At 73.8% G+C, this 12429-nt stretch carries 12 protein-coding genes; 2 read left to right on the top strand and 10 right to left on the bottom strand.

Translation table 11 applies throughout. The annotated features are described in order from the left end of the window. Positions 1-72: 72 nt before the first annotated feature. From ACK8HX_RS00600 to ACK8HX_RS00565, 8 genes are all read right to left on the bottom strand, one after another. Positions 73-525 (bottom strand): hypothetical protein, encoded by a 453-nt coding sequence (locus ACK8HX_RS00600; protein WP_411938704.1) that lies wholly within the window; start codon positions 523-525, stop codon positions 73-75. A 126-nt stretch (positions 526-651) separates the two neighbouring features. Beyond that, positions 652-2040: a sugar transferase gene (locus ACK8HX_RS00595; RefSeq protein WP_411938703.1), complete on the bottom strand. Its 1389-nt coding sequence runs from the start codon at positions 2038-2040 to the stop codon at positions 652-654. A gap of 13 nt (positions 2041-2053) precedes the next feature. Continuing rightward, complete coding sequence (locus tag ACK8HX_RS00590; protein WP_411938702.1) at positions 2054-3346, bottom strand: serine hydroxymethyltransferase; 1293 nt, start codon at positions 3344-3346, stop codon at positions 2054-2056. Further along, entirely contained in the window at positions 3339-4112 is a 774-nt protein-coding gene (locus tag ACK8HX_RS00585) for an L-threonylcarbamoyladenylate synthase (protein ID WP_411938701.1), read from the bottom strand. Before ACK8HX_RS00585 ends, ACK8HX_RS00590 begins: the two co-directional genes overlap by 8 nt. A 278-nt stretch (positions 4113-4390) precedes the next feature. After that, entirely contained in the window at positions 4391-5263 is an 873-nt protein-coding gene (gene prmC, locus ACK8HX_RS00580) for a peptide chain release factor N(5)-glutamine methyltransferase (protein WP_411938700.1), read from the bottom strand. Continuing rightward, positions 5260-6336: a peptide chain release factor 1 gene (gene prfA / locus ACK8HX_RS00575; protein WP_411938699.1), complete on the bottom strand. Its 1077-nt coding sequence runs from the start codon at positions 6334-6336 to the stop codon at positions 5260-5262. The genes prmC and prfA overlap by 4 nt, the downstream gene beginning before the upstream one ends. Positions 6337-6439: 103 nt before the next feature. Next, positions 6440-6655 (bottom strand): 50S ribosomal protein L31, encoded by a 216-nt coding sequence (gene rpmE / locus ACK8HX_RS00570; RefSeq protein WP_411938698.1) that lies wholly within the window; start codon positions 6653-6655, stop codon positions 6440-6442. A 253-nt stretch (positions 6656-6908) separates the two neighbouring features. After that, complete coding sequence (locus tag ACK8HX_RS00565) at positions 6909-7253, bottom strand: hypothetical protein (RefSeq protein ID WP_411938697.1); 345 nt, start codon at positions 7251-7253, stop codon at positions 6909-6911. Between the two features lie 731 nt (positions 7254-7984). Here ACK8HX_RS00565 and ACK8HX_RS00560 point away from each other — a divergent pair. After that, positions 7985-8839 carry an LLM class flavin-dependent oxidoreductase gene (locus tag ACK8HX_RS00560; protein ID WP_411938696.1) on the top strand — a complete coding sequence of 285 codons (855 nt, stop codon included), beginning with the start codon at positions 7985-7987 and terminating at the stop codon, positions 8837-8839. Positions 8840-8925: 86 nt separating this feature from the next. Beyond that, positions 8926-9327 carry a GNAT family N-acetyltransferase gene (locus ACK8HX_RS00555; protein WP_411938695.1) on the top strand — a complete coding sequence of 134 codons (402 nt, stop codon included), beginning with the start codon at positions 8926-8928 and terminating at the stop codon, positions 9325-9327. Positions 9328-9410: 83 nt separating this feature from the next. Here the strand turns inward: ACK8HX_RS00555 and rho are convergent, their stop codons facing one another. Beyond that, positions 9411-11246 (bottom strand): transcription termination factor Rho, encoded by a 1836-nt coding sequence (gene rho, locus ACK8HX_RS00550; RefSeq protein ID WP_411938694.1) that lies wholly within the window; start codon positions 11244-11246, stop codon positions 9411-9413. Between the two features lie 235 nt (positions 11247-11481). Continuing rightward, on the bottom strand, positions 11482-12429 hold the full coding sequence (thrB, locus tag ACK8HX_RS00545; RefSeq protein WP_411938693.1) for a homoserine kinase: 948 nt from the start codon (positions 12427-12429) through the stop codon (positions 11482-11484).

Genomic DNA, 12429 nt, shown 5'->3' with positions numbered 1-12429 from the left:
GTAGGAACGGGACGTACGCTACCGGACCCCCACGGGTGGGTGCGACGGCGGGTTGGACGCACGAGCGGCGGCTCATCGGGGCCCTTCCTCCTCGTCCGGGAGGTCGTAGACGGGGACACGGGCGCGGCGCAGGGCGCGCATCGCGAACAGCTGCCACGCGATCGTCACGACGAACGCGACCGCGCCCAAAGCGACGCCGTCGACCCAGTCGGCGTCCTTGAACGCCATGATGACGAGCAGCAGCGCGATGACCTGGCCGAGGTAGACCGCCATCGCGACCGCGAAGAAGGACGCGGGGTTGGCGGTGCGGACGAGCCGGCTCAGGAGGAACATCCCCGAGGCGAAGAACCCGACGGCGACGACGAGGCCGATGAGGGCGCCGGCGAGCACCCCTCCCCCACGGACGACGACGAGGGCGACGACGGCCACCAGGCCCGCGACGGTCGAGGGGACGAGGGCCCCTCGGAGCATCGCCCCGAACGGCGCACCGGCGTGCGGCTCGTGGTTCGGCTGGCGGTCGGTCATCGGCAATCGGCCTCTTCAACACTCGGGCGGACGGGGCTTCCGGACTGCTTGTGAAAGTTATCACAAGCGTTCGAGCGGCCCCAAACCCTGCCGGGGAGACCGGGGCCGGGGGCCGTCCGGACCGGGTCAGACCCGGCGCGCGAGGACGACCCAGATCGTCCGCGCGATGATCTCCAGGTCGAGGATCGGCGACCAGTTGACGAGGTACTGCAGGTCGTAGCCGAGCTTGTACTCGGCGTCGGTGTGGTACCGCCCGTGGATCTGGGCCAGTCCGGTCAGGCCCGGGGGCACCTCGTGCCGGCGGGTGTACCCGGCGATCTCCTTCTCGAAACCGGCCGTCAGCTCGGGGCGCTCCGGACGCGGGCCGACGATCGACATCCGGCCGGTGATGATGTGGAGGATCTGCGGCAGCTCGTCGGCGCGGGTCGCGCGCAGCCACCGGCACGCCGGGATGACGCGGGCGTCGCCGGGGGTCGACAGCTGCGCCCCGCCCTCGGCCTCGGCGTCGACGCGCATCGTGCGGAACTTCAGCATCTCGAAGGTCTCGCCGCCGACCCCCACGCGCGTCTGGCGGTACAGGAGCGGTCGGCCCGCGGCGAACAGCTGGTAGAGCGCCACGCCGCCGAGCACGACGGCCCACACCGGCAGGGTCAGCACGAGCAGCGCGAGGTCGAGCAGGCGCTTGAAGTGCCGCTGCGAGCTCGGCATGGTCTGCGGCAGGAGGAGGACGAACGGCAGGCCCGCGACCTCGCGCAGCCGGTCGAGCCCGAAGAGGGTCTCGCGGCCGGTGACCCGCAGGAGGATCGTCGTCCCCATCCGGTCCAGGCGCCCGATCGTGCGCGGGTACCAGTCGTCGAGCCAGCTGCCGGACATGAGGAGGACGTCCGTGGCCCGCGCCTCGTGGGCGGCGTCGACGACCGCGCGCCGGTCGTCGACCTCGGCGACGACGACGAAGGAGTCGTCGTGCGCGATCTCGAGGTGGCGCCGGGCGAGCTCGAGGTCGCTCTCGTCACCGGCGACGAGCACCCGCGGCGGCCCCTCGCGCCGGGTGCGCAGGTGGTGCACGAAGGTCCGGTTGAGCGTCACCGCCACGGCCGCGAGGACGATGACCGCGACGAGGTTCTGGATCGGGAACGGCAGCGCCCGCTCGATGAGCGATCCCCGCTGCTGCGCGAGACCGGTCAGGGCGAGGTTGAGCAGGGCGACGAAGCTGCCCGCGGCGAGCGAGAGCCGGGCCGCGTGGGCGAGCACCGGGACACCGCCGAGGCGCGGCTCGCGCTCGTAGAGCCCACCGAAGTAGAAGGCCACGACGAAGATCAGCGTCGAGACCGAGAACGAGAACGCGTACGCGCCGAGGGTGTAGGTCGGCCACGGCGGGACGCCGAAGCGGTAGAGCATGACCCCCACCGCGAGCAGCAGGACCGCCAGCGCGTCGAGGAGCATGACGAGCCGGAAGCCCCGGCGGTTGAGCCGTCCGAGCAGGGGGCGGCGGCGCCCGCGGCTCGGTTCGCTCACGGGGGCCCCGCCGTCAGCCGAGGGGGGCACCCGCGCGCGGATACGCGGGGAAGGCGCCGACGAGCTCGCTGACCTCCGCGCGGACCGCGCGCGAGACGGCGTGCCCGGGGTCGGCGTCGCCCTCGGTCACGGCCCGGGCGATGAGCGCCCCGACGGTGCGCATCTCGTCCTCCCCCATCCCCTGCGTCGTGACGCACGGGGTGCCGACCCGGATGCCGGAGGCGATGTTCGGCTTCTGCGGGTCGAAGGGGATCGCGTTCTTGTTCAGGGTGATGCCGGCGGCGTCGCAGCGGGCCTCGGCGTCGACACCGGTGACCATGACCGGCTGGAGGTCGTGGAGCGACAGGTGGGTGTCGGTGCCGCCCGTCGTGGGGCGGATGCCCCTCTCCCCGAGGGTCTCGGCGAGGACCTTGGCGTTGGCGACGACCTGACGGGTGTACGCGGCGTACTCGGGCGTCGCGCACTCCTTGAAGTTGACCGCCTTGGCGGCGATCGTGTGCATCTGCGGCCCGCCCTGCATCATCGGGAACACGCCCTTGTCGATGGCCGCGGCGTGCTCCTCGCGGCAGACGATCGCGCCCGAGCGGGGGCCGCGCAGCACCTTGTGCGTCGTGAACGACACGACGTCGGCGTGCGGCACGGGGCTCGGGATGGCCCCGCCGGCGACGAGGCCGATGAAGTGGGCGGCGTCGACCCAGAAGATCGCGCCCACCTCGTCGGCGATGGCCCGGAACCGGGCGAAGTCGATGAGCCGCGGGATGGCCGATCCGCCGGCCAGGATCACCTTGGGGCGGTGCTCCTTCGCGAGGCGCTCGACCTCGTCGTAGTCGATGTCCTCGGTGTCCTTGTCGACGCCGTAGTGGACGGCGTCGAACCACTTGCCGGAGAAGGAGACCTTGGTCCCGTGGGTGAGGTGCCCGCCGTGCGGCAGGCTCATCGCGAGGATCGTCTCGCCCGGCTTGAGGAACGCGCCGTAGACGGCCTGGTTGGCGCTGGCACCGGAGTGCGGCTGGACGTTCGCGTGGTCGGCGCCGAAGAGGGCCTTGCACCGCTCGATGGCGAGCGTCTCGGCCTTGTCGACCTCGGAGCAGCCGCCGTAGTAGCGCCGCCCCGGGTACCCCTCGGCGTACTTGTTCGACAGCGTCGAGCCGAGGGCGGTGAGCACCTCGGGGCTGGAGAAGTTCTCGCTCGCGATGAGCTGGAGGCCGCCGCGCAGGCGGTCGAGCTCGGAGACGAGCACGCCGGCGATCTCGGGGTCGAAGGCCTCGAGGGCACCGAAGTCGGAACCGTAGAAGGTGTCACTCATCGTCGCTGGTCTCTCGCTTCTCGCTGGACGGGGACGCGTCGCTCGCATCGGGCGCGTCGGGCCCGGTGGTTCCCGGGAGGTCCTCCGGCGGCGCAGCGGGCTCGGCGCCCGACAACTCTAGGGCGTCGGCCCGTGCGCGCTCGACGACGTCCATGACGTCCTGCTCGGAGATGGCGCCGACCCGGAGGAGGACCGGCTCCTCGCGCGTGCAGTCGACGATCGTCGAGGCGAGGCCGCCGGTGACGGGCCCGCCGTCGAGGTAGAACTCGACGCTCGCGCCGAGCTGGCTCGCGGCCTCGACGACCGTGCGCGACGCCGGGTGGCCGGTGCGGTTGGCGCTGCTCACCGCCATCGGCCCGACCTCGCGGAGCAGCTCGAGGGCCACGGGGTGGTCGGGCATGCGCAGGGCGACGGTGCCGCCGGTGTCGCCGAGGTCCCAGAGCAGGCTGGGCTGCGCCCGCAGGACCACGGTGAGGGCGCCGGGCCAGAAGGCCGCGACGAGCGCGCGGGCGTAGTCGGGGACGTCGGTCGCCAGCCCGTCGATGGTGCGGGTGTCGGGCACGAGGACGGGCGGGGGCATGTCGCTCCCGCGGCCCTTCGCGGCGAGCAGCGCGCGCACGGCCTCGGGCGAGAAGGCGTCGGCGCCGATGCCGTAGAGGGTGTCGGTGGGGAGCACGGCGAGCTTGCCCTCGCGGACCCCGGTGGCGGCCTTCGCGATCGCGTCGGCCCGACCGGAGTCGGTCGTGCAGTCGAAGACGGGGCTCATGAGGACCAGCCTAGGGTTCTCGATCCGTGGGCACGCGGAGGGCTCACCGTCGCCGGCGACGCGTAGGTTCTGGGTGGGCGCCCGACCGGGCGCCCTTCCCGAGGAAAGGACATGACGTGCGTGGATCCGGTCTCATCTGGACCATCGTCGGGGTGCTGGCCATCATCGCCCTGCTGATCTTCATCCTCCCGCAGCTCTGACCTGCGGCCGCGTGGGCCACGGTCAAGACGTGGCCGGTCCCGCGCGGGATGCCTCCGGCTCCACCGAGGGCGCCGCCCTCACGCCCGTCGTGCCGTCGTCGCCCGCGGGCGCCCCGCCAGGTCCAGGTGGTCGATGACGTCCTCCCACTCCCCCGTGGCGCGCAGGCCCCGGGGCAGGCTCGCGCCCTGGCTGTCGGCGTGCTCCATGACGAGAACGCCGCCGGGGCGCAGCAGGACCGCCGCCCGCGCAGCGACGGCGAGCGGGACGCCGAGGCCGTCCTCGGAGCGCCCGTAGAGCGCCACCTCCGGGTCGTGGTCGCGGACCTCGGGGTCGAGGGGCACGGCCCCGTCGGGGATGTACGGGGGGTTGCTCACGACGACGTCGACCCGGCCCTCGAGGTCCTCGAAGGCGGTGGTGGCGTCCCCGTGGCGGACGTCGACGTCGAGCCCGGTGCGGTCCCGGTTGGCGAGCGCCCAGCCGTGGGCGAGGTCGGAGAGCTCCACGGCGTGGACCCTCGCGCCCGGGACCTCGTCCTTGACGGCGAGCGCGATGGCGCCGGACCCGGTGCAGAGGTCGACGACGAGCGGGCTCTCCCCCGCCGCCCTCGCGGCCTCGACGGCGAGCCCCGCGGCGACCTCCGTCTCGGGGCGCGGCACGAAGACGCCCGGGCCGACGGCGAGCGTGAGGCGCCGGAAGTGCGCGCAGCCGGTGAGGTGCTGCAGGGGGACCCGCGTCGCGCGCTCGTCGACGAGCGCGTCGAGGCGGTCGAGCTCGGCCGGGTCGAGGGGGGTGCGGAGCACCATCCGGCGGCGGACCTCGGCGTCGTCGACGCCGAGGACGAACGCGGCGAGCGTGACCGCATCGGCTTCCGGTGAGGGGACCCCGACCCCGCCGAGGGTGACGCGGGCGCGGGTGACGGCCTCGTGGACCGTGGCCGCCGCCCTCGTCATCGCTGGGCGACCGCGGCGAGGCGGGCGGCCTCGTCGGCGTCGACGGCCGACTGGATGACGGGGTCGAGGTCGCCGTCGAGGACCGCGTCGAGGTTGTACGCCTTGAAGCCGGTGCGGTGGTCGCTGATCCGGTTCTCGGGGAAGTTGTACGTGCGGATCCGCTCCGACCGGTCGACGGTGCGCACCTGGCTCGCACGGACGCTCGCGTCGGCGGCGTGGCGCTCGTCCATGGCGATCTGGTGGAGGCGGGCGCGCAGCACCCGCATCGCGGCCTCGCGGTTCTGCAGCTGGCTCTTCTCGTTCTGGCACGAGACGACGAGGCCGGTGGGCAGGTGGGTGATCCGCACCGCCGAGTCGGTGGTGTTGACGCTCTGCCCACCGGGGCCGCTGGAGCGGAAGACGTCGATGCGCAGGTCGTTGGGGTCGATGCTCACCTCGACCTCCTCGGCCTCCGGCATGACCCAGACCCCGGCGGCGCTCGTGTGGATGCGCCCCTGGCTCTCGGTGACGGGCACGCGCTGCACCCGGTGCACGCCGCCCTCGAACTTCAGCCGCGCCCACGGGGCCTCGCCGGGGGCGACCGTGCCGCGCGCCTTCACCGCGACCCGCACGTCCTTGTATCCGCCGAGGTCGGACTCGGTGGCGTCGAGGACCTCGGTGCGCCAGCCGCGGCGCTCGGCGTGGCGCAGGTACATCCGCAGCAGGTCACCGGCGAACAGGGCCGACTCCTCGCCGCCCTCCCCCGCCTTCACCTCGAGGATGACGTCGCGGTCGTCGTCGGGGTCGCGCGGGACGAGGAGGCGGCGGAGGCGGTCCTCGGCGGCGGCGAGGGCCTCCTCGAGGGCGGGCACCTCCTCGGCGAACGCGGCGTCCTCGCGGGCCAGCTCACGGGCGGCGCCGAGGTCGTCGCGCGCGCGGGTCCAGGCCTGGTGGGCGGCGACCGTCGGCCCGAGCGCGGCGTAGCGCTTGTTGACCTCGCGGAGGCGGTCGGGGTCCGACGCGACCGCGGGGTCGGCCATCTCGCGCTCGAGCGCGGCGTGCTCGTCGACGAGCGACTGCGCGGACTCCTGCACGGCGGCCTCCTCGGGCGGTCGGGGTGGTGCGGGTGACGGTGGGGGCGGGGAAACGCGACGCGCCGGTCCACCTCACGAGGAGGGGACCGGCGCGTCGGGGGTGCTACTTGGCGGCCTTCTTGCCGTAGCGGGCCTCGAAGCGGGCCACGCGGCCACCGGTGTCGAGGATCTTCTGCTTGCCCGTGTAGAACGGGTGGCAGCTGCTGCAGACGTCGGCGTGGATGACGCCGTTCTTCGCCGTGCTGCGCGTGGTGAACGTGTTGCCACAGGTGCAGGTGACCGTGGTCTCCACGTAGTCCGGGTGGATGTCCTTCTTCACGAGGTTCTTCTCCTTGGATGTCTCCGGGTCGGCGGGTGCAGCACGGTGCTGCTCACCCCTGGCGCCCCGACTGCGACCCTCGTGGGGAGGTCGCTCAGGAAACGCGTCGATGCCGTGAACCGGTCCAGCGCTCAAGTGTGCCAGAGCAGGCACACCGTCACCTAAACGGCGGCAGGCGGGCTGGCCATTCCCTGTGCGGGGCGCTCGAGGGGGGACGGATCGCGCGGTATGGCGCGCGATCCGTCCCCGTGCATCAGGCCGCGGCGGACCACTGGGCATGAGCGCGGACGACCTGAGCCATGAAGTCGTCCGGGAGCAGCCGCAGCCCGAGGACGGGCAACCGCAGCACGTGCTCCCCGCCGAGGACGACCTCGTTCTGGCGCAGCGCGTCATCGACCGGGTTGAGGGCCAGGGCGTGGTGGCCACCGTCGATCTCGACGACGAGGCCGATGTCCTCCCACGCCACGTCGAGGTAGACCCTTCCGTCGGGCGTCGAGCGGACGACCTGCCGGCTCGGTCCGGGGAGCCCTCGTGCCCGGCACAGCCGTCCGAAGTCCAGCTCCCCCAAGGAGTGGGCGCCGTCGCACAGATCGGCCACGACCAGTTCCAGTAGCTGCCGCCGCGCGGGACCCATTCGCCACGACCCGCCCGCCAGGCCGACAGCAACCGGTCGGGTGAGGTCAAGCGCTGCTGCAGGACGAGGCAGAGCAGGAGCATCGCCGTCCGATCGCTCGACGCCCGGGCGGCGGCGAGGACCGTGGCCTCCGGAACCCGAACCCTCGGGATCCCGGCACCCACCACAGGAGGCATGACCATGCGGCGATGGCGCCGGACGCCCTCGACCTGGTGGCTGCGGTTCGCCCGGGGAACGGAGACGTCGAGCGTCAAGGGGGCGAACCCGGCGAGACCCGATGCGACGAGCGCGACCGCACCGTCGAGGGCCGCGCCGGCACCGGTCTCCCAGAGCGCCCGCCACCAGAGTGCCCGACCGACCGGAGCAGTGTTCCCGATCACGACCGTGTGGCGACCGGCGGTCGACCACCGCCCGGCCTCGACCTCCGTCCGCACGTCCGCCCTGGTGACGCCGACGGCCCGGAGGTCCGCTCGGTGGGCGACGCCGTCGTGGTCGCGGGCGGGCCGTTCCGCACGGCGCGCGCGGACCTCGCGGGGCAGGCGTCGGCGGGGTGGCATCCACCCATGGTGTCGAGTCCGCGCGGGACGAGGCTCGCGTCATCCACAGGCGCCAAGGGGACGGGACGCGCGGTATGGCGCGCCTTGCGTCCCCACACGGCGAGCGTCCGTGTCGGTGGGCGGGGCTACGGTCGCGGGATGAGGTTCGGAGCCGTGATCCCCTACGCCACCGAGCGCGAGTTCACCGAGCTCGCCGCCGTCGCGGAGGAGGCGGGGTGGGACCAGGTCTTCACGTGGGAGGCGGTCTGGGGGCAGGACGCCTGGGTCACCCTCGGCGCTGCCGCGATGGCCACCGAACGGGTCCGCCTCGGCACCCTCCTCACGCCCGCGGCGCGCCACCGGCCGTGGGACCTCGCCTCGAAGGTCGCCTCCGTCGACCGGCTGTCCGGCGGACGGGTCACCCTCGGCGTGGGGCTCGGCGCCCTCCACGGCAACTGGCTCGCCTTCGAGGCCGACGAGGGGCGCGCCACACGCGCCCGGAAGCTCGACGAGGGTCTGGCGATCTACGCCGGGCTCATGGGCGGGCAGCCCTTCACGTTCGAGGGCGAGCACTACAGCGCCGGGCCCGTCACCGAGCTCGTGCCCCCTCCCCCGGTCCAGCGCCCGCACCCACCGGTCTGGTGCGTCGGCATGTTGGTGCCGGGCCGGGACCGCCAGCGCTCCCTCGAGCGGGCCGCCCGCTGGCAGGGCGTGTTCCCGGCCGTCGCCGGCGGCAGCCTCGAGGACCCCGGGTCCCGCCTCACCCACGACGGCCTGCGCGAGGTCGTCGACCGGATCGGCACGCTGCGGGCCGACGCCGGCCTGACGATGGACGGCTACGACGTCGTCGTCGAGGGTGACAGCCACGGCTCGTTCGGCGGCACCCGCCCGCCGGTGCAGCCGTGGGCCGACGCCGGCGCCACGTGGTGGGTGGAGTCCTGGTGGGACCTGGCCGACTCCCCCGAGGGCCGCGCGGAGACCAGGCGCCGTCTCGCCCTCGGCCCGCAGCGGTGATGGCGCCGGCTCCACCCCGCGTCCGGCGCGCCACGCCCGCCGACGCCTGGGCGCTGGTCGTCCTCCGGGCCCTGATGTTCGAGGCCATGGGAACCCCCGCCGACGACCTCGGCGACCCCACGTGGCGGCAGGCCTCCGCTCGCTGGTTCACCGAGCACGTCGACGACCCGCTCGTCCGGCTCGTGGTCGCCGAGGTCGACGGTGAGGCGGTGGCGAGCGCGGTCGGTGAGGTCACTCGGCTCATCCCCGGACCCAGCACCCCCGATGGCGCGGTCGGCCTCGTCTCCAACGTCGCGACCCTGCCCGGTCGCCGGGGGCGCGGGCTCGCCACGGCCTGCACCGAGGCCGTCCTCGACTGGCTGGTCACCGAGACCGGTGTGACGCGCATCGACCTGTTCGCCACACCCGACGGGGCCCGCATCTACGCCGCGCGCGGGTTCGTCACGAGCCCCTTTCCGGCGATGCGCCACCGGGTCGACCGGGGCTGACCCGGCCGGCTCGACGCGGACGCACGACGCCCCCGGCTCGCGCAGCGCGTGCCGGGGGCGTCGGTGGGTGACGTGCGGGTGGGTCAGGAGTCGTCGTCGTCGAGCTTGATCGAGCTCGTCTGCTGGACCTGCATGAGGAACTCGTAGTTGTTCTTCGTCTTGCGGATCCGGTCGAGGAGGAGCTCGATGCCCTGCTGGGAGTCGAGCGCGGCGAGGACGCGGCGCAGCTTCCACATGATCTTCAGCTCCTCGGGGGCGAGGAGGATCTCCTCGCGGCGCGTGCCCGAGTTGTTGACGTCGACCGCGGGGAAGATGCGGCGGTTCGCGAGCTGGCGGTCGAGCTTGAGCTCCATGTTGCCGGTGCCCTTGAACTCCTCGAAGATCACCTCGTCCATGCGCGAGCCGGTCTCGACGAGCGCGGTGGCGAGGATGGTGAGCGAGCCGCCGTTCTCGATGTTTCGCGCCGCACCGAAGAACTTCTTCGGCGGGTACAGCGCGGCCGAGTCGACACCACCGGAGAGGATGCGCCCGCTCGCGGGGGCCGCGAGGTTGTAGGCGCGCCCGAGCTTGGTGATCGAATCGAGGAGCACGACGACGTCGTGGCCCATCTCGACGAGGCGCTTGGCGCGCTCGATCGCGAGCTCGGCGACCGTGGTGTGGTCGTCGGCGGGCCGGTCGAAGGTCGAGGAGATGACCTCGCCCTTGACGGCGCGCTGCATGTCGGTGACCTCCTCGGGACGCTCGTCGACGAGGACGACCATGAGGTGGCACTCGGGGTTGTTCGTCGTGATGGCGTTGGCGATCGCCTGCATGACCATCGTCTTGCCGGCCTTGGCCGGGGCGACGATGAGCCCGCGCTGGCCCTTGCCGATGGGGGCGACGAGGTCGATGATCCGCGTCGTGACGATGCTCTGCTCGGTCTCCAGGCGCAGGCGGTCCTGCGGGTAGAGCGGGGTGAGCTTGCCGAACTCGGGGCGGCGGCGCGCCTCGTCGGGCGACATCCCGTTGATCGTGTCCAGTCGCGCGAGCGGGGTGTACTTCTGGCGGTTGTTGCGCCCGCCGACGGTCTGCTGCTGCGGCTCCTCGCCCTCGCGCGCGGCCTTGATCGACCCGGTGACGGCGTCCCCCTTGCGCAGCCCGTGGCGCTTGACCATCTGGAGCGGCACGTAGATGTCGCTCGAGCCCGGCAGGTAGCCGGTGGTCCGCACGAAGGCGTAGCTGTCGAGGATGTCGAGGATGCCCGCGACCGGCACGAGGACGTCGTCGTCGTGGATCTGGGGCTCGGGGGCGTCCTGCTGCTGCGGGGCCCCGCCGTCCTGCGGGCGGCGCTTGTCGCGGTTGCGCCCGCGGTTGCGGCGGCGGCGGCCGCGGCCCTCGCCGTCGTCGTCGGAGCGGTTCTGGCCCTGCTGGCCCCCGCCCTGGGTGCCGTTCTGGTGCTGGTTCTGCGGCTGGCCGCGGTCCTGGCGGTCACCGCGGTCCGAGCGGTCCTGCTGCTGGCCGCGGTCCTGGCGGTCACCGCGGTCCGGGCGCTCCTGGCGCTCGCCGCGGTCCTGCCGCTCGGGGCGCTCGCCGCGGTCCTGGCGCTCGCGGTTGTCGGTCCGCTCGGGGCGGTCACCGCGCTCAGGGCGCTCCTGGCGCCCAGCGCGGTCGTCGGCGCGGTGCTCGTGCACCGGCTGCTCGGCGCGGGCGGTCTCCGGCTCACGGCGACGCGGCTCACCGGCGCTGGCCGGTCCGCTCTCACCGTTCTGACGGGCCTTGATGGCGGCGACGAGGTCGCCCTTGCGCATCTTGCCCGTGCCGCTGATGCCCATGCTCGAGGCGAGTCCCTGGAGCTCGGCGAGCCGCATGGCGGTCAGTGCTCCGGAGCGACGCGGGCCTGAGCCCGAGGTCGCGGCCTCGAGTGTGGTGGTGTCTGTCACGAAGGATCCTTCCCCTCGTTCGTGGATGGCCTCGAAATGGCCGATCAGGTGGGGTTCCACGCAGGGGCACGCAGCCGCGGACTACATGGGGGCTGCGACCTGGTCGTGGGGGCGACTCGCGGCAGGCAGCGGGACCAACCCCGGCATCGACTGCGGTCGCGGGCTCAAGGATAGCACCGGGCGGGCCGGGCGGGCGCCGATCGCCACACCCCGGACCTCGTCCGCGTGGCGCGCGTCAGCCCCGTGCGAGGACCCGGACCGTGGCGCCCCGCTCGGGGATCCCGGGGGTGAGGACGCGCCAGCCCGGGCCGGCGTGCGTCCGCACGGCCTCGACCCGGTCACGCACCGCCAGCACGAGGACGGACGGCCCGGCCCCGGAGATCACGGCGGCGTGGCCGTCGGCGCGCAGCGCGTCGACGAGCGCCATCGAGGCGGCGTACGAGGGGCGCCGCGCCTCCTGGTGCAGCCACTCGCGGGTCGCGGCGAGCAGGTGCTCGGGCGCCGCGCCGACGGCGTGGACGAGGAGGGCGGTGCGGGCGGAGTTCGCCGCGGCGTCGGCGAGGCGCACCTGCTGCGGCAGCACCGAGCGCGCCTTGGCGGTCGACAGCTGGGCGTCGGGCGCGAGGACGACCGGCTCGAGGTCGGGGTGCACGGGCACGCGCACGGTCGTCACCGTGGCGAGGTCGTCGTCGGACCACGAGAGGGTCACGCCGCCGAGGACGCTGGCCGAGGAGTTGTCCGGGTGGCCCTCGAGCCGGGCGGCGAGGGTGTTGGCGAAGCCGAGGTCGACGGCCTCGCCCTCGGCCCCGCACGAGACGTCGTGGAGCGCCTGCGCCGCGACGACCCCGGTGACGATGGCGGTCGCGGACGAGCCCATCCCCCGCCCGTGCGGGACGGCGTTCTCGCAGTCCAGCCGCAGGCCAGCGGGGCCGGTGACGCCGAGCTCGGCCCACGCGACCTGCATCGCCCGGTGCACGAGGTGCGACGCGTCGAGCGGGACGACGCCCTCGCCCTCCCCGCGCACCGTGACGACGAGGCCGGGCTCGGCGGTGACGGTGGCGCGGCAGGTGTCCCAGACGCCGAGCGCGCAGCCGATGGAGTCGAAGCCCGGCCCGAGGTTCGCGCTGCTCGCCGGCACCCGCACCTCGACGGAGGCGCCGGGCCGCAGGACGTCAGCACGCAC

The organism is Oryzobacter faecalis (assembly GCF_046764005.1).
Taxonomy (GTDB): domain Bacteria; phylum Actinomycetota; class Actinomycetes; order Actinomycetales; family Dermatophilaceae; genus Oryzobacter; species Oryzobacter faecalis.
The sequence above is the reverse complement of the archived record's forward strand: the minus strand, read 5'-3'. Positions and strand labels throughout refer to the sequence as shown.

What these genes read in the sequence shown, in the direction of transcription:
- ACK8HX_RS00555 (WP_411938695.1), top strand. Translation starts at nt 8,926, where the DNA reads ATGGGAACCCCCGCCGACGACCTCGGCGACCCCACGTGGCGGCAGGCC.
- ACK8HX_RS00590 (WP_411938702.1), bottom strand. Translation starts at nt 3,346, where the DNA reads ATGAGTGACACCTTCTACGGTTCCGACTTCGGTGCCCTCGAGGCCTTC.
- ACK8HX_RS00600 (WP_411938704.1), bottom strand. Translation starts at nt 525, where the DNA reads ATGACCGACCGCCAGCCGAACCACGAGCCGCACGCCGGTGCGCCGTTC.
- ACK8HX_RS00560 (WP_411938696.1), top strand. Translation starts at nt 7,985, where the DNA reads ATGAGGTTCGGAGCCGTGATCCCCTACGCCACCGAGCGCGAGTTCACC.
- ACK8HX_RS00585 (WP_411938701.1), bottom strand. Translation starts at nt 4,112, where the DNA reads ATGAGCCCCGTCTTCGACTGCACGACCGACTCCGGTCGGGCCGACGCG.
- prmC (WP_411938700.1), bottom strand. Translation starts at nt 5,263, where the DNA reads ATGACGAGGGCGGCGGCCACGGTCCACGAGGCCGTCACCCGCGCCCGC.